Origin of the sequence: Cryobacterium glaciale, from assembly GCF_004402535.1 — a bacterium.
Lineage (GTDB): Bacteria > Actinomycetota > Actinomycetes > Actinomycetales > Microbacteriaceae > Cryobacterium > Cryobacterium glaciale.
The window spans coordinates 229,817-246,951 of record NZ_SOEY01000008.1; the positions used below are offsets into that span (position 1 = coordinate 229,817).

13 protein-coding genes are annotated in these 17,135 nt (G+C 67.1%); 4 read left to right on the top strand and 9 right to left on the bottom strand.

What is annotated here, in order from left to right; genetic code table 11:
- Positions 1–149 precede the first annotated feature (149 nt).
- The 7 genes from E3O06_RS05860 to E3O06_RS05895 all read right to left on the bottom strand — a co-directional run bounded on the left by E3O06_RS05860 (position 150) and on the right by E3O06_RS05895 (position 8,381).
- Positions 150–1,835, bottom strand: a complete 1,686-nt coding sequence (locus E3O06_RS05860) for a long-chain-fatty-acid--CoA ligase (protein WP_134502035.1) — start codon at positions 1,833–1,835, stop codon at positions 150–152.
- Positions 1,832–2,914 (bottom strand): threonine aldolase family protein, encoded by a 1,083-nt coding sequence (locus E3O06_RS05865; protein ID WP_134502036.1) that lies wholly within the window; start codon positions 2,912–2,914, stop codon positions 1,832–1,834. Before E3O06_RS05865 ends, E3O06_RS05860 begins: the two co-directional genes overlap by 4 nt.
- A gap of 24 nt (positions 2,915–2,938) precedes the next feature.
- Entirely contained in the window at positions 2,939–4,051 is a 1,113-nt protein-coding gene (locus E3O06_RS05870; protein ID WP_134502037.1) for an ABC transporter permease, read from the bottom strand.
- Positions 4,048–4,950, bottom strand: coding sequence for an ABC transporter ATP-binding protein (locus E3O06_RS05875; RefSeq protein WP_134502038.1), 903 nt, complete (start codon positions 4,948–4,950; stop codon positions 4,048–4,050). The genes E3O06_RS05870 and E3O06_RS05875 overlap by 4 nt, the downstream gene beginning before the upstream one ends.
- 189 nt (positions 4,951–5,139) lie before the next feature.
- Complete coding sequence (locus E3O06_RS05880) at positions 5,140–5,805, bottom strand: SDR family NAD(P)-dependent oxidoreductase (protein ID WP_134502039.1); 666 nt, start codon at positions 5,803–5,805, stop codon at positions 5,140–5,142.
- On the bottom strand, positions 5,805–7,214 hold the full coding sequence (locus E3O06_RS05885; protein ID WP_134502040.1) for a DUF6421 family protein: 1,410 nt from the start codon (positions 7,212–7,214) through the stop codon (positions 5,805–5,807). The genes E3O06_RS05880 and E3O06_RS05885 overlap by 1 nt, the downstream gene beginning before the upstream one ends.
- A 276-nt stretch (positions 7,215–7,490) precedes the next feature.
- A complete protein-coding gene (locus E3O06_RS05895; protein WP_338144813.1) occupies positions 7,491–8,381 on the bottom strand; it encodes an amidohydrolase family protein in 891 nt (296 codons plus the stop codon).
- Between the two features lie 78 nt (positions 8,382–8,459).
- Here E3O06_RS05895 and E3O06_RS05900 point away from each other — a divergent pair, with 78 nt between their 5' ends.
- Positions 8,460–8,945 carry an SRPBCC family protein gene (locus E3O06_RS05900; protein ID WP_134502041.1) on the top strand — a complete coding sequence of 162 codons (486 nt, stop codon included), beginning with the start codon at positions 8,460–8,462 and terminating at the stop codon, positions 8,943–8,945.
- Positions 8,946–9,068: 123 nt separating this feature from the next.
- On the top strand, positions 9,069–9,485 hold the full coding sequence (locus tag E3O06_RS05905; RefSeq protein WP_241979897.1) for a DUF3592 domain-containing protein: 417 nt from the start codon (positions 9,069–9,071) through the stop codon (positions 9,483–9,485).
- Here E3O06_RS05905 and E3O06_RS05910 read toward each other — a convergent pair.
- Positions 9,482–10,633 carry a cation:proton antiporter gene (locus E3O06_RS05910; RefSeq protein ID WP_134502042.1) on the bottom strand — a complete coding sequence of 384 codons (1,152 nt, stop codon included), beginning with the start codon at positions 10,631–10,633 and terminating at the stop codon, positions 9,482–9,484. The two genes, E3O06_RS05905 and E3O06_RS05910, sit on opposite strands and share 4 nt — an antisense overlap.
- An 88-nt stretch (positions 10,634–10,721) precedes the next feature.
- Between E3O06_RS05910 and E3O06_RS05915 the strand changes: the two genes are divergently transcribed.
- Positions 10,722–11,558 carry an SDR family NAD(P)-dependent oxidoreductase gene (locus E3O06_RS05915; protein ID WP_134502043.1) on the top strand — a complete coding sequence of 279 codons (837 nt, stop codon included), beginning with the start codon at positions 10,722–10,724 and terminating at the stop codon, positions 11,556–11,558.
- A gap of 68 nt (positions 11,559–11,626) precedes the next feature.
- The gene (locus tag E3O06_RS05920; RefSeq protein ID WP_338144814.1) at positions 11,627–11,872 is read left to right on the top strand and encodes a hypothetical protein; all 246 of its coding nucleotides are present in this window, start codon (positions 11,627–11,629) and stop codon (positions 11,870–11,872) included.
- 1,025 nt (positions 11,873–12,897) lie between these two features.
- Here the strand turns inward: E3O06_RS05920 and E3O06_RS05925 are convergent.
- A complete protein-coding gene (locus E3O06_RS05925) occupies positions 12,898–17,097 on the bottom strand; it encodes an SCO7613 C-terminal domain-containing membrane protein (RefSeq protein ID WP_134502044.1) in 4,200 nt (1,399 codons plus the stop codon).
- Positions 17,098–17,135: the final 38 nt, after the last annotated feature.

Consider the following 17,135-nt stretch of genomic DNA (forward strand, 5'->3'; position numbering starts at 1 on the left):
AACGCGCCAGCGCTCGAGACCTCGCCACCCGGAACACCGCCTCAGAGACAATCCCCAAAACGATCGTCGACTGCCGTGCAGCGAGCGGGGCTGAGCCAGCCAGGCCGGACATCCGTTAAGACGGTGTGGTGGGTGACTCAGCCGCCGGGCTATTTGCCCTGCAGCCGGTTGCGCACCTCGCGGCGCAGCACCTTGCCGAGCAGGCTGCGCGGCAGGTCGTCGACCTCGACGATGCGGCGCGGCACTTTATAGGCCGACAACCTGGTGCGGCAGTACTCGCGCACCGCGTTCACGTCGAGTTCGGCGCCGGGCGTGAGCACCACGACGGCCACGACGTCTTCGCCGCCGTTCGCGCTCGGTAGGCCGACCGCGGCCGCGTCCTTGATATCGGGGTGCGAGAGCAGCGTCTCTTCGACCTCGGAAGGTGACACGTTGAAACCGCCGGTGATGATGAGTTCCTTCAGACGGTCGACGACGGTGATGAAGCCGTCGGCGGAGACGCGCACGATGTCGCCGGTGCGCAGCCAGCCGCCGGGCAGCAACACCTGCGCGGTTTCAGTCGGGCGGTCCCAATATCCGGAGAAGACCTGTGGGCCGTGTACCAGCAGCTCGCCCTCCTGCTCGAAGCCGCGCTCGACCGTGGGGTCTTCCGGGTCGACCACGCGAATGTCGGTGCTCGGAAAGGGCACGCCGACCGTTCCGGGCCGACGGCTCGGCCCGATCGGGTTGCCGGCCACGATGGGGGACGCTTCGGTCATGCCGTAGCCCTCGACCAGCAGGCCGCCGGTAGCCTGCTCCCAGCGTTCCACAATCGAGACCGGCAGGTTCATCGCGCCCGAGATGGCAAAGCGGATGCCGGCGAGGCTCACCTTCTTCTTTGCCGCTGCGGTGACCAGGCGGTCGTAGATCGGCGGCACCGCGGGTAGAAAGGTCGGCGGTGCGTGCTTGGCGGCTTCGAGCACGAGTTTCTCATCGAACTTGGGAAACAGCACGAGTCGGGCGCCGATGCTCATCGCGAAGGTGAGACAGAGCGTGAGCCCGTAGGCGTGGAACATGGGCAGAACGCCGTAGACCGTTTCATCGCCTGGGCGCAGGCCCGCCACCCAGGCGGAGCCCTGGGCTGCATTGGCGCGCAGGTTGTAGTGGCTGAGGATGGCGCCCTTCGGGGTACCGGTCGTGCCGCTCGTGTACTGCAGTACCGCCGTATCGGTGAGCAGGGGGCGCTGATGGGAGTGGTGCAGCTTGCGGCCGCCGACGAGGGACTCCCAGCTGATCGCACCCTTTCTCGGTCCGGCGGTCAGCGAGGCGCGGGCCTCCTGCGCCTTCTTGATCGGCAGCTTGAGAGCCAACCGTTTCGAGAACGGCATCGCGCGGGTGAGGTCGACGGTGACGACATCCGCTACGCCCATGTCTTTGGGAAATGTGCGCACCGACTCGTAGACCTTGTCCCAGACGATTGCGACGCGCGCTCCGTGGTCTTCGAACTGGTGCCGCAGTTCCCGGTCGGTGTAGAGCGGATTGTGCTCGACCACGATGGCGCCGAGGCGCAGCACCGCATAGAACGCGACGACGTGCTGCGGGCAATTCGGCAGCACGATGGCAACGCGGTCGCCGGGGCTCACGCCGAGTTTGCGCAGGCCGTTGGCGGCGCGAGAGATCTGCTCGCCGAGCTCGGCGTAGGTGGTGCTGGAGCCGAAGAAGTCCAGGGCGATGCACGGTGCGAACTGTTCGGCCGAGGTCTCCATCATGTCGGTGAGGGTTTCGGTGGTCTCCGCGATGGTAGCGGGAACGCCGGGCGCGTACGAGGCGAGCCAGGGCTGGTCCTTGAAGGTCATGACAGCTCCCGGGTGATCGCGGCGACGAACTGGTCGATGTCGTCTTCGGTGGTATCGAAGCCGCACATCCAGCGCACCTCATTTTTCGAGGCGTCCCAGTCGTAGAACCGAAAGGACTCGCGCAAACGGTCGGCCACGCCGCCGGGCAGGGTGGCGAAGATGGCGTTGGCCTGGGTGGCCTGACTGAAGTTGAGGCCGGTGATCGTGCCGTCAGCAAGCTCGCGTTCCAGCGCTCCGCGCAGCCGGGCGGCCATCGCGTTGGAGTGGGAGGCGTTCCGCAGCCACAGGTCCCCGTCGAGCAGCGCGATCAGCTGCGCCGAGACGAAACGCATCTTGCTGGAGAGCTGCATGTTCGACTTGCGCAGATACTTTAAACCAGTGGATGCCGCCGGGTTCAGCACCACGATGCACTCACCGAGCATCATGCCGTTCTTGGTACCGCCGAAGCTGAGCAGGTCGACACCGGCGTCGCGGGTGAAAGCGCGCAGCGGTACTCCGAGGCTGGCGGCCGCGTTGGAGATGCGGGCACCGTCCATGTGCAGCGTCATCCCCTTGGAATGCGCGTGATCGGCGATGGCGCGCACCTCGTCGGCCGTGTACGCGGTGCCGAGCTCGGTGGTCTGCGTGATGGACACGACGAGCGGCTGCGCCCGGTGTTCATCGCCCCAGCCCCAGGCCTCCTGGTCGATGAGCTCGGGGGTGAGCTTACCGTCGGGGGTCACCACGGGCAGCAGCTTGAAGCCGCCGACGTGTTCGGGGGCGCCGCCCTCATCGTTGTGAATGTGTGCGGTGGCCGAGCAGATCACAGCGCCCCAGCGCGGCAGCATGGACTGCAGCCCGGTGACGTTGGCGCCGGTGCCGTTGAACACCGGGAACGCTTCGACGCCGGCGCCGAACTGTCGGGCGAAGACCTCCTGCAGCCGGGCCGTGTAGACGTCTTCGCCGTAGGCGATCTGGTGGGCGCCGTTGGCCTGGGCCATCGCCTCCAAGATTTCCGGATGAATTCCGGAGTAGTTGTCGGAGGCGAAACCGCGGGAAGTCAGATCATGGAGTTGGGTCACTCCTCCATCCTCCCGCATCCGGCTGGACGCCGCCCCACCTGCCTACTTGTGCAGGGCGTCGCGTAGCGAGACCCTGGCGCCCATGCGCAGCAGCGCGTTGGAGTAGATGCGCGACCCGATCAGAATCACGACCATCGTCGCCAGCGCCAGCACCGCGAGGGAGAGCACCGGCTCCCACCATTCGGCCTGGCCGAGGAAGATGCGTACCGGCATGCCGACCGGCGCCGAGAACGGAACGTACGACATGATCGCGAGCACGAGCGGGTTGTCGTTGAAGAAGATCACCATGAAGTAGGGAATCATCACGAGGAACAGCACCGGAGACGTCGCCGAGCCCACGTCTTCCTGCCGCGACACCATGGATGCGGTGGCCGCGTAGAGCGCGGCGAGCAGCACGAACCCGAAGGCGAAGAACACGACGAACCAGACGATCGCCGGGCCGACATCGCCGAGCAGCACGCGTTGCCCGGTGACCGCCAGGCCGATCGAGACCAGCAGGCCAATGGACACGATCTGCGCGAATGCCATCAGGCTGTTGCCGAGCACCTTGCCGGCGAGCAGGGCCCGCACCGAGATGGTCGACATGAGAATCTCGACGATGCGGGTCTGCTTCTCTTCGACGACGCTCTGGGCGATGGTGGCGCCGAAGGTGGTCGCCGACATGAGAAAGATGATGCCGAAGCCGATGGCCACGAGGTAGGCCAGAAAACCGTCCTGTTCGGCCGGCTCGAGAATTTCCAGCTCCGGGCTCACACTGAGCGTGCCGAGCACGTCGTTCGGCGCAGAATCCAGGGCGATCACGGTGATGCCGAGCCGGGAATCGGCGTTCGTTGACGGCACGACGGCCGCGTCGACCGTGCCGTCGCGCACGAGTGCCTCGGCGACTTCGGCGGTATCGGCTTGGACGATGTCGAAGGCTTCGGTCTGTTCGACGACGCTGATGGCCGTGCCGACCACGGCGACCTTGGTCAGGCTTGTGTTCTGGCTGGCAATGCTGCCGACGATGACCGACGCCATCGAGATGAGCAGCAGAATTCCGGTGGCGATGAGAAACGACTTGCTGCGCAGGCGCGCCGAGATCTCACGGTTGGAGACCAGCCAGACGCTCTGGGCGAAGGTGGGCGCGGTGTGTGCCGGACTGGTCGCGGTGCTCATGCGATGACCTCCTTGAAGATGGTGGCAAGCGTTGGTCGCTGCTGGCTGAAGGTGTGCACTGCACCGAGCGTGATCGCATGGTGCAGAACAGCCTGGCTGGCGGCATCCGTTTCGGCTTCGAAGACGGCGAAGTTACTGTCACCGGTGCTGGCGCCGTTGACGTCGATCACGGTGATGCCGGGCTGCGAGCGGATCCAACCGGTGTCGCCAGCGGTGCGAATTTCAAATCGGGGGCTGCTGTGCTGCTCGCGCAGTGCGTCGCGGGAGCCGTTCGCGCGAATTTCACCGTCGGCGATGATGATGAGGTCGTCGCAGAGCCGTTCGACGATATCGAGCTGGTGCGAGGAGAACAGCACGGGCGCACCCTGGGCGGCGAAGCCGGCGAGCACGCTCATGACCACCTCGACGGCGAGCGGGTCGAGGCCGGAGAATGGCTCGTCGAGTACGAGAAACTCGGGATCGTGAACGAGTGCGGCAGCGATCTGGGCGCGCTGCTGATTGCCGAGCGAGAGCGACTCCACAGTGTCGCCGGCGCGCGCGTCGAGACCGAGACGCTCGAGCAGGTCGGCGGTGTTGCGGCGAGCGGATGCCGGTGACAGCCCGTGCAGGCGGGCCAGGTAAACGAGCTGCTCGGCCACCTTCATCTTGGGGTAGAGGCCGCGCTCTTCGGGCATGTACCCGAAGCGCCGGCGGTCGCTCGCGGTGACCGGCACTCCGTCGATGAGCACGGTACCCGAATCGGGTGACAGCACACCGAGGATGATGCGCATCGTCGTGGTCTTGCCGGCACCGTTCGCGCCGACGAAGCCGGTCATGCGGCCGTCCCCCACGGTGAAGCTGACGTCGGTGAGCACCTTCCGCGTGCCGTAGCTCTTGGTGACTGCCCTAATGTCGAGCATGCTCGCCCTTTCGTTGTGCGTGTCTTCACGGTAGCGCGGGCGGTCGGGCGACACACCGCCCACCGGGTGATCGGGGCTCCGCCGGCCTGCCGGCGCGGTCACAAGCTGCAGGGGCCCCCGAATTCTGCTTGCGCGCCAGGCAGGCCGGGCGCGCAAGCCCGGTTCGGCAGCGCGAGCCATGTCACGGCGTTAGGATTCAGCCCCGGAAACGAGCAGCACTCGGCTGTTATTCGCGGATGCCGCCGCCTCGTCCCACAGCCTCGTCACGCGGGTAGCGAGCTCGGTTTCCAGACCCTCGAGCGAACGTACGACGAAGATCACGGCCGCGGCGGTGTCGCCCGCTTTCGCAAAACCCTGGCCGACCGCGCGGACCCACGTTTCCGCGGCAGACTTCGCGGCCGCATAGTTGGCGCCGCCAGCCGAGGGCCGGTCTACCGACACGCTCGAGACGATCGCGAGTCGCCCGGCCGGTGACGCCAGCAGATCGGCGTTGAAGGCCCGGGTGGTGTTGCGCAGCGTGGTCATCACGTGTGAGTGCAGAAAATCCCAGTCCTCGTCGGTCTGGCCGGCGAGGCCGCCGCCGCCGCGCCAGCCGCCCACCAGGTGAATCAGCCCATCGATCGGACCGATCGCCGCGGCCAGCGCGGTCACCGCCCCAAAATCGGTGAGGTCGCATTCATACAGGGCGGCCGTGGGTGCGACGGCCAGCACCGACTGGAGGCGTGCGAGATTCGAGCCGACGGCGACGACGCGCGCGCCGGTATCCGCTAGAGAAGCGGCGACGGCCAGACCGGCCGTGCTGGTCGCGCCGGCGATCAGTACGCGGCGGCCAGCGACGGCCGGGCTGGCGGCCATTAGGCGACCGCGCTGCCGGTGATGCCGGCGGTGGACTCGATGACCGTGCGCATCTTCTTCTCGAGCGCTTCGAAGAACATCGACAGCGGGAATTCGTCGTCGAGAACCTGGTCGGTGTAGCCCTTGGGGGAACCGGCGAGCACCTCGAGCGGCAGCCCGCGCGCCCAGGTCGAGGCCGGATTCGGCGTGAGGGTCTTCGAGATCATCTCGTAGGCCGCGAGCCAGTGCGCCTTCTTCGGCCGGTCGATCGACGCCCAGTACAACTCGTCGATCTGCGCGCCGAGCGCGATGACCACCTCGGGCACGGCCTCCCAATCGAACGTGAGCCGGGTGTCGGTCCAGTGCAGTACGCCGTGCTGGTGCATCCAGGCGAACAACAGCTGACCGCCGAGGCCGTCATAGTTGCGCACCCGGTTGCCGGTGATCGCGAACCGAAAGATGCGGTCGAAGATGACCGCGTACTGCACCAGTTTCGCGTGCCGGCGCGCTTCGGGGCTCGCCAGTTCGCTGCGCTCGATCGTGACCGATTCGCGAAAGGCGGTGAGGTCGCAGCGCAACTCCTCGAGGGAATAGAGGAAGAACGGCATGCGCTGCTTGATCATGAACGGGTCGAACGGCAGGTCTCCGCGCATGTGGGTGCGGTCGTGGATGAGATCCCACATCACGAAGGTCTCTTCGGTGAGGTGCTGGTCGTCGAGCAGCAGAGCCGCATCGGCTGGCAACTCGAGCCGGGTGATCTCGGCGGCCGCGCGCACGACCCGGCGAAAACGGGCGGCTTCGCGGTCGGCGAAGATCGCCCCCCAGGTGAACGTGGGAATCTCGCGCATCGCAACGGTCTCGGGAAACAACACCGCGGAGTTGGTGTCGTACCCGGGGGTGAAATCGAGAAAACGAATCGGTACGAACAGTTTGTTCGTGTACCCGGCCTCGAGTTCACCGATGAATTCCGGCCAGATGACCTCGATCAGCACGGCTTCGACCAGGCGGTTGGCGCTGCCGTTCTGCGTGTACATCGGGAAGACCACGAGGTGGCGCAGTCCGTTCACCCGGTGCTGTTGCGGCTGAAAGGCCATCAGGGAGTCGTAGAAGTCGGGTACGCCGAATCCGGCAGAGGCCCAGCGGTCGAAGTCCGTGACCAGGGCGGCCAGATACGCGGCATCGTGCGGGAACTGCGGCGCGAGGTCTGCGATGGCCGCGGTGATGCGCGAAACGGAGACGTCAGCATCCGCGTGCCGCTCGGCGTCGGCAATCGATCCGTTTTGGGCCTGCAGGGACTGCAGCGTCGTCGCCGCAGCCTTGATGCTCAGCCACGATGGGTCGAGCGCGAGGTTGATGCCGCCGTCTTCGAGAACCTCGGGCTCTCCGACCAGAGCGTTAGCTACGTGTGTTTTTTCAACAGATATCGACATGGGAACCTCCCGTTCTCGGTAGTGCCGCGGACGCGGCGGGCGTGCCTCCTCAGAATATCGGGCGCCACGCGGCGTTTTCTTGCGATCTGTCGCAACGAATCGCGGCTAAGCGTGGGTTTTGGCGCCGAGAATTGCCGTCTTGGTGGCGCACGCGCACTTCTGAACGGTACCTCCGGTAGCGTGCACGCCGCCCGAATGCCGCGCACCGCTCTCAACTACGCCACCGAGCACCTCACCGCGGAGCAGCGCGCTGCCTACCGCGCCGCGCGCTAGGTCCTATTCGCCGATCAGGCGCAGACCGTTATACCAGCAGACGGCGCGCAACCAGTCGTCGTCGAGCCGCGGCTCCCGGTCGCGCAGGCGTTCGAGCGACTCCAGCTGGTGAGCGTAGGGGTACGGAATATTGGGAAAGTCGCTGCCGAGCACGACGCGGTCGGGCAGGTCGGCCAGTCGTTGCAGCAGGGCGGGGTCGAACGGCGCGAGCCGCTCGAAAAAGTCGGTGAACACCATCGTCGTATCGAGGTGTACCCACGGGTACCGCTCGGCCAGATCGAGGAACTCGCCGTATTCCGGGGCGCCGAGATGAGCGACGACCGCCGTCAACAGCGGATGCCGCGCCAACACTCCCGCAAGCGTGTGCGGCCCGGTGATTCCCGGCCGGGATACCGGCCCGCTCCCGACGTGGATCACAACCGGGATCGCCGCGTCGGCGAGCAGCCCCCAGACCGGGTCGAGCAGGGGTTCGCGCAGGTCGAACGCCCCGACCTGTGCGTGGATCTTGAACACTCGAGCGCCACGATCGAGGGCGGACTGCACCTGTTCGAGCACGCCCTCCTCCGGGTAGAACGTGGCACTCGGAACACAATCGGCGTGCTTCGTGGCCAGGTCGAGCGAGAAATCGGTCAGCGAAGCGGCCATTCCCGGGCGATGCGCATAGGACAGTGCGGTGAAGCGGCGCACGCCCAGACGGCGAATCGTCGCGAGCCGTGAGTCCTGGTCGTCACGGTACTCGATCGGCCACTGCTGACCGATCAGCGGCTCGATCTCGTCGAAGTGGGCCCAGACACGCCGCAGCATCCGTTCGGGCAGAAAATGGGTGTGCAGGTCGACCAGGCCGGGCAGGCCAAGCGTGCGCCACCAGGTCGGTACCTCTTTGTCGAGCATCATTGACCCCAGTGTGCCAGACCGCCTCTTGACAAGCGGATGCCCCGAGCCTATTTTCTCCCGCGAGAAGAGGTAACGAAAATGAACACACTGCAGGTCAGCATTGTCCCCAACACTCCGTTCGTCGAGTACGTCCGCGAGTTCGACGCCCCCGTGGCGGCCGTCTATCGGGCCTACGCGGATCCCGACCTCGTCGAACAGTGGCTCGGCCCGAACGGCTATACCACCGAGATCGATCACTGGCATCTGCGCACCGGCGGCAGTTACCGGTTCGCCCACATCGATCCCGACGGTGAGCGCTACGAGTTCCACGGTGTTTTCCACGAGGCCCGGCCGGGCGACCTCATCATCCAAACCTTTGAATTTGACGGCTATCCCGACGTCGTGAGTATCGAAATTCTTCGCTTCGAAGACTTGGGCGATGGGCGCACGCGCATGGTCGGCCACTCAACCTATCCGAGCCAGGAGGCTCGTGACGGCATGGCCGAAAGCGGCATGGAAGACGGCATGGCCCAGGGCTACGACCGGCTCGACGGCGTGCTCGCCGCGCTCATGGCCACCCGCTGAGCCTGGCCGTCACAAAGCGGATGCTCCGCGCCGGTCGGGCGGGATCGTGCCGCTGGCGCGCGCCAACCGATACTCTTGAGCCATCGGGGTAAGCGCCGCGAGCAGACGAGACAACGGACGGCGGTGGCAGTGCACGCCCTCGACTTCGCCGGAATCGTCAGTGAGATTCTCACCCTCGTCGGCCTCGTCATTGGAGCACTTCTCTATATGGTCGGCCTCTCGGTGCGCGGCATCAGCGGCCGCTGGACCCGCACCACAGCCGTGATCGCAGCGTCCGGAACGTCCGCGGCGGGACCGGCCACGGTCATCCGCTGGTTTGACGGAGACGGCGATGTGCACGAATGCCCCGCTGAGACGCACGAGACGCACCACCTCGTGCCGGGTGATGATGTGCGAGTCTGGTTTCGCAATCGCGACCCCGAGCGGTGTCGCACGCACGACCCCGAACTGGACGGCAAGGGGCTGCGCCTGATCGGCCTGGTGCTGCTGGGTATCGGCGTTCTGGCCGCAGTCGCCGGCATCGTTCTGATGTTCCTCTAACTGGCCGTTCTTTCCGCAGCGGATGCCGCGCGCGGCCGTGCCCATCCGCTCGCCACCGCGGTCACCGCGATGGTCACGAGCGCGCCGAGCAGCAAGGCCGCTGCCTCGCCGGGAACGAGGACGTGCAGCTGGGTGCCGATCGTCGCGGCCGCGATCGGAATTCCGAGCTGGGCCGCTGACAGCAGGCCGTGCGACAGCGGGAGGCCCAACACGCGGGTGGTCGAGTGGGTGAGCAGTGTCGCCAGTCCGAGCGCCAGTCCGAGCGCGATCATCTGCGGGTGATCGGCGAGGTCGCGCAGCGCGAGCGAGGCGCCCAGCCAGACGAAGAAGAGCGGCCCGAAGAATCCGTCGGCGAGGGCGAAGAGTTGGCGGGCCAGGCGGCGCGGTTCGCCGAGCATGGCGACGGCGAGGCCGAACGCGAACCCGGCGAGCATGACCGAGACGTGGCTGAACACGGCCACCGCTGACAGGGCAAACAGAATGGCCAGCTGGATGCGCAGCTCGAGGGCGAATTTGCGGTTGGCCGAGAGCTTGTGCAGCCGCAGGCGGGAGCCGTTCCGCTCCAGCCAGGCCAGCACGACGTAAAGGGCCACGGCCAGCACCGCTACCACGGCAGCCCCGAGAGCGGCGCGGCCCGCATTCGGCGGGTCGATGGCGAGCGGCAACGCCACGATCGCTGCGATATCGGCGATCGCAACCTGCGCGGTGAGCTCGAGCATCGACCGGCCGCGCAGCCCGAGCGAGTGAACGAGCGGCAGCACGAGCGCGGCCGAGGAGGACGCGAGCAGCACTATATATAAGGGAGCGTGCTGGGTGCCGAAGATCATCGCGATGGCCACCCCGAGGGTGCTCGCCGAAACGGTGACGAGGATTGCCCGCACCAGACCGGCTGAGAGCGCTGCGCGGATCGCGCCGGAGCGAACGGGCACGTGCGTGCCGGCCACGAACATGATCAACGCGAATCCGACATCCGCTAGAAAAGTCAGGGTGGGGTCGGCGGCATCGATGAGGCCGAGACCGGTGCGGCCGACGATAACGCCGGCGGCAAGCTGGCCGATGACGACGGGAATGTTCCAACGGCGCGGCGTCGCCAGCAGCGGACCGAGCAGCGCGATCACTGAGATGATCGCAAGGGTCTGAAAGTCCATGCGCACCTCCCCGCGGCTGTCATGTGCGCGCTCGTGCGCTGAGTCGAGCGTAGTCCCGGGCGGCGCGCGCAGGCGGCATGATGGGGGTATGAGTCAAACCGTCGCCGGAGCCCGCGTGCTGATTACCGGAGCCGCCATGGGAATGGGCCGCCTGTATGCCGAACGCTGCGTCGCCGAGGGGGCGAAGAGCGTGATCCTGTGGGACCGTGACGGTGCGGCGCTCGCCGCGACGGCCGCCCGCCTCACCGACCGGTCCAAGGGGCGCACCCAGATTGCACCGTACATCGTCGATATTGCCGACCTCGGCGCCATCGCGCAGACCGCGCAGCGGGTGCGCACTGAGATCGGTGACCCCGACGTGGTCATCAACAACGCTGGAATCATTCGCGGCAAGTATTTCTGGGAGCACGACAACGGTGCAGACACCCGCCCGACCATGCAGATCAATGCGCTCGCCCCCATGTACATCGCCCGGGAGTTTCTGCCGGCCATGATCGCGAGCGGATACCGCGAGTCGCGCATCGTGAACATCGCGTCGGCCGCCGGCACGCTCAGCAACCCGCGCATGAGCGTTTATGCCGCCTCGAAGGCGGCTCTCATCGGCTGGAGCGACTCGTTGCGGCTCGAACTGGTGCAGCAGGGGTACGGCCACGTCAAGGTGACCACGGTGTGCCCGAGTTACATCGACACGGGCATGTTCGAGGGTGCCCGCGGGCCACTGCTCACCCCGTTGATGACCCCGGAATATGTGGTCGATCGGGTCTGGCGGGCGATGCTCGCCGGCAAGCCGCAGTTGCTGCTGCCGTGGACGGTGAACCTGTCGAAGGTGCTGCGCGGGGTGCTGCCGTTAGCTGCGTGGGATGCCGTCGCCGGTCGCGTTTTTGGCGTGTATCGGTCGATGGACCGGTGGGTCGGCCGCCAGTAGCGGCCTTCGGAGGTGAACTCCAGCCCCATAAGCCATCGCTACCACGCACCATCACGCACCTGTCGTTTGTGGCCCCGTTCTTCGGCACTCAGATGCTCGGCTGGCTGGTTGATTCCGGTGCTCCGAGCATCGTGATCGCTTACATCCTGGTGGCCGCGGCCTTCGTGGTGTTGCATCGCCGCGAACCGAAGATGGACCGTCCGCTGCGCATCGGCGGCGTCTTCTTCTTCTACCTGCGCATTCCGGCCGGAATCGCGCCCGGCCACGATGCCGAGGAGCGCCTGCTCGAGAGTTTCGGTTCCCGCCGCTTCTAACCCCGTAAATTTTAGTGAGAATTGAGCTTGCGTCGCGCTGGAAGCTGAGTATTATTCTTTGCAGCTGGGGTTCTCGTACTCCGATTGGTGGCATTCTTCCATTAGGAAGTTGACCCCGTTGCGGACCGGGGCCCCAGCCTTTCTGTGCCCTCGCGAGCCCACAGGCGCTCCGCTAGAGCCGTCATTCCCGTTGGTCAACGCGGGTTGCCTGCGAAACCCGGCCATTGTCGTTGGTCGAGCCTGTCGACACCGCCAGCGAGCACCGCGGTACGGTCTCGAAGAGGCGCCTGTCAGTCCGAATGCGTCTTCGCACAGGAATCCCAGTAGATTCGAGAAACCCTCGACTTCATGCGCTGAGCTTGGTACACTTGTTCTATGAGCCAGAGCGGCGACACCCCCAGCCGGGCCCCGCCGATCCGTTCTTCGCCGCCCACGGCTGCCGGCCTTCCACGCCTGAGGAGCGCGCCGAGTTCGAGGTGTTCTGGGCGCAGTGTCAAGCGGATTGGCGGGTTGAAGTTGCCGAGGGGCTCGGACAATTCGCCCCGTACGATGACCTCGACCCCGTCGGCTTGGAATTCGTCAACCTAGAACCGGTGAGTCCGGCGACTGACCGTCCGGAGTTGTTTGACGGCCCGCCTATTCCGGCCGGTCTCGACCTGTCCGAGATATCCGCGGCAGCTCACACCTCAGCGACTGGAAAGTCACCGCCACCCCCGACGGCACCCTGCACTGGACCAGCCCCGCCGGCAAGCACTACGCCACCGACCCCGCCACCCGCATCAGCCCCACCTCCAACAAGCCAGCCCGTCAACATCACCCCCGCCTAACGCGCCAGCGCCGCCCGTGCCCGACCCATGGAAATCCGAGTGCACCTTCGACAACCCCGACCCCGACTCGCACCCCTTCTAGGTGAAGGTCCCTGAACTCCGCGCCCGTCGTCAAGACCGGACCGATCGCGAGCCACGGCCTGCTCACGCGACCGCACCGCACCGCACCGCACGCTACTGCTACTGCTACTGCTACTGCTACCGCAGCGCGCTGATGCGCAGGGCCACCGACTTGAAGTTCGCGATGCGCTGCTCGTAGCGTGCAGCCAGCACGATGAGCACGATTCCGCCGCCGCCGAGCCAAAGGAACCAGGGGATCACGCTGTAGGCGAGAGCGATCCATGGCCAGAGCTGGGCGACACCGTGAATGATCAGCACGAGCGCGCCGATCACGAACGGCGCCTGCAGTCGAAGCGTGCTGCCGATCACGATCACGATAATGGCCACAATGCCGAGGCTGACGATGCGCCACAGTTCGTTGAACGTGAAGTCCAGAAGCAATGTCGGCACCAGGAGCAGCAGCAGCCCGGGGCCGATCCACGGCCAGCTGCGCGCCCGCGGGTCGCTCTGCAGCCGGAGCCGCCCCGAGCCCAGCAGTGCGAGGGCCACCGGAACGGTTACGAGCTCGAAGGGGTCGACCACGCTGAAACTCGCGGCCGTGAAAGCGGCCAGGCCGGCCAACGCGAGCACGCCCCAGGCAGTGAGCGTCCCAAACGGCGCTTGGGGGCGCCAGAGGGCCAGCACGTGCACGGCCGAGAGTGCGACTACGAGCAGCAGAGCGCGTGGTGTCGATAGCCCGGCATCGGCGGGGGAGATGGCCACGGCGAGTTCGATCCAGGTCAGAACGGATGCCCACACCAGCACGAGCGCGATACTCGCGCCGCGACGAAGCGGAGCGGAGGCGGCATCCGCTTGGCGTGCCAGCAGGAAGGCGGTCGCGACGGCTACAGCGGCAGGGATCAGCAGCCAGAACTCGAGCCGTGCGTCGGGAGCGCCGGGCGCGCCGCGCAGCCGTTGGGTCTGCGCGACGGCCGTGATCACGAGGGCGACGGAACCCGCCAGGCCAGCCGCGGCGAGATAGTGCGAACGCGGTGGCGACCACTGCACCGCCCCGGCACCGAGTGCCAGGGTCACTGCCACGAGGGCGACGACGACCGCGCGCACCAGCGACCCCGACTGTGCTGCGAGGGCGAGCGGCGCGAGGGCGATCAGCAGTCCGGCCAGGGTGAGCAGTCCGGCCACCGGGCTCGCTGCGCTCGTGCGATCGATTCGGCCGTAGCGACGAATGAGTACAGCCGTGATGAGCACGACGCCGGCGACGGGCAGCACATAGGGTTCGAGTGCCACTGTTCCGGCCCGGGCGAGGCCGAGCCAGAGGCCGGCGGTGCCGAGCGCAATGGCGAGCCAGCCGAAGTGACGTCGATTCGAGCGGGAACCGAAGATCCCGTCAGGGGCGATCGCCATGATGAGGGCCACGATGCCGGCGAGCACGATCACGAGCCAGCCGAGCGAGCGAAAGGTGACCGCTGCCGTGAACGCGGCCGGGATGAGCACGATCGCCGCGCCGATTTCGAGGGCGATCCGGTCACGCCGGGCGAACCGGTCGACGCGCACGCTGCTGGCATCGGTGCTGCGAAACAGCGCGAGCGAGCAGACCACGAGCGCGACCGCCGGTGGGGCCAGGGTGAAAACGGATGCGACGGCATCCGTTGCGAACAAAACCTCGCGCACCAGCAGAAACAGCAGCGGGGCCAACGCGACGGCGGCAATGCCCCGTTCTGTGTGCAGGCCGCCGCGGTTGGCGCGCACCAACACCCACACGGCGCAGGACGCCACAAGCAGACCCGTACGCACGATCGAGCCGGACGGTTCGGGCTGCAGGAGCGATTCGTCGGCGGCGAGCGACCAGGATCGAATCGGCAGGGCGAAGACGACCACGGTCGGAACCAGCAGGGTGAAGAAGGCCCAGCGCCGCTCGAGGGGTGGGAGCACTCTTGGTCGCAGCACCGCGGCGGCAAGGAGCAGATGCAGCAGCGCTGTGACGAGGGCGAGGGCCGCCGTGACGTTGGCCAGGTTAATCGAGTCCGACCAGTTCTGATCGGGCGCAAGGGCCAGGGGAACGTGCGCGACACCGACCAGGGCGACCACAATGGCCGCGGCCAGCAGCGCTCCGCGAACGTGTGTGCGTGACTCGGGGGCCAGCAGCTTGCCGTCGAGCACGGCGTTGGGCGCAGTTCGCTTCACCAGCAGGCGGGCGAACCAGAGGGCGAGCACGAGCGAGATAGTGCCGAACCACCAGGTTGTCGGGTGCGCCCAGCTGATGAGATAGCCGAACGCTTCACCGGAAATCAGGAGCCCGACGAGGCCTGGGGCCAAAAATCCGACGGAGAACCGACCCGTCGTGCTGCCGTTGCCGGGGATGAGTGCGAACTCGGGCGTACGGGCGAGCAGCAAGCAGATGAGCGCCCCGGTGCCCAGCAGCAGGTAGAGCGCGACGGTGATCCCGACCGACTCCACGAAGGGCACCGCGAGAACGACGACGGCCAGCGTGAGGGCGGTCACGATCTGGCGACGGGCGTGGATCAGACCCCCGAGGGTCCACCCGATCAGCAGGACCGCGCCGATCCCGACCAGGGCGAGCAAGGCCCAACCGTTGTCGGCAGTGGCGAGGTCGGTGACGACCTCGCGACCTCGAACTCCGTTCTCCGTTGCCAGAGCGAGGGGCACAGCGGCGTACCAGACCGTGACCAGCAGAGGAATGACCGCGACGACCGCCGCCGACCCCGCAGCCACGGCGCCGGCAGTGCGCGCAGCAGCGGGCGGGACGAAGCGACGGCTGAACCATTCGAGGGCAACGGCGAGGGCCACAGCCACCAGCACGGGCATGGTCAGTGTGAAGGCCAGGCTGTCGTGGCGACCGGCGATAACCGGCGCAATGCCGGCTGCGGAGAGCGCCGCCAGCGACGCCGCAAGATAGGCGAAGAATCGATACTCCGTCATGAATCGGGCAGACTCGACCGTCGCGCCCGCGTCTGCAGACTGGGCGAGCAGGGCGCTCACGGCGGCGGCCACGCGGGACTGCTCCTCCGCTGGCGCAGTGGCTGGCACGGCGACCGGCGTGGCGGACGGCCGGGTTGCAGCAGCCGCAGCGACCAGTGCGGTCTGCTGCGCGCGCAGCACGAGCACGGCGTGTGCCGTGGCGACGATCGCAACCGCGCCGAGGCACCAGACCGGGGCGACGAGGCTGTCGAAGTCGACGAACACGGCAACGATCGCCGACGCGCCGAGGGCCAGCGCGCCGAGGACGAGCAGCAGCATCCGCTCGGGAAAGCGATCGATCGCGGGCCGCCGGAGCACGACCGCTGAGGGCCGGGGAAGCGTCACACGGTGCAGCAGCGCGCCGACGGCAGCACCGAGAAAGCCGAAGAAAACGCGGGTGAGCGTGTCCTGGCTCTGAAAGATGCCCGCTGCAAACAGCCCGAGGCCGGGAACCGCGACGGCGAAACCGGCGACGCTCCCCACCCGCAGGTCCGAGCGGGCGTGCCAGCCGAGGAAGAGCGCTGCGCAGGCGAGCAGGGCCACGCCCCAATAGAGGGCGCCATCGCCGGCAGCGAGGCCGAACAGGTTGTTCTGCCGCATGCCCCAGACATCGAGCAGCACGAGCACGACGGCAAAGCTGCCGATGCCCTCTGCGGTGGACGTAAGCCGCGAGCGACGCATCCGCGCCGCGACCACGAGCGCCGCCACGGTCAGCACCGCGACGACAACCGAGCGAAACCCCAGTCCGGCGACGATCCACGCGACGGTTAGGAAGAAGATCGCGGCAACCGAGACCAACAGCACGCCAATGGAGAGCAGCACGACCTGCACGCTGGAACGTTGGGGCTTCGCGGGCAGAGCTGGTGCGGCCCCGGCCACGGGCAGTGCGGGCGTCGAGGGTGGCTGCGGGGGCACGGCAGCCCGCGGAATCCGGGTGCTGGCTGTCGGGTCGAAAACCGGCGGCGCCACGGGAAGCGGGGCGCGCGGCGCAACGGGAATGGCCACCGTCTGCTGGGCCGGTGCTGGCATCGTCGTGGTGGTGGTACCGGCGCTGGCCACGGTGGTGCCGGCCGCGCGCACGGGAGCCGAGCTCAACCCCGTCTCGTAGCGGATGCGCCCGATCAGCTCGGCGCGCTTTTCCAGGGCTGCCGCGGCATCCGCTGAGCTCGCCAGCAATTCGGTTGCGGTCGCATGCCGCAGGTCGAGCCGGCAGGCCGAGCACACCGGCAACTTGAGCGGGGCGTGGCAGGCCGGGCAGAGCGTCGTGTCGGTGAGGTCTGCGATGTGGCGCGGCCAGATTATTCGACCCACATGGCGCAGATAGAACTCCCCGGTATGGACTGGCTCGTGCTCTGACATCGATCTCCCCGCGGTCGGTCACTCTCCGCACAGGCTAT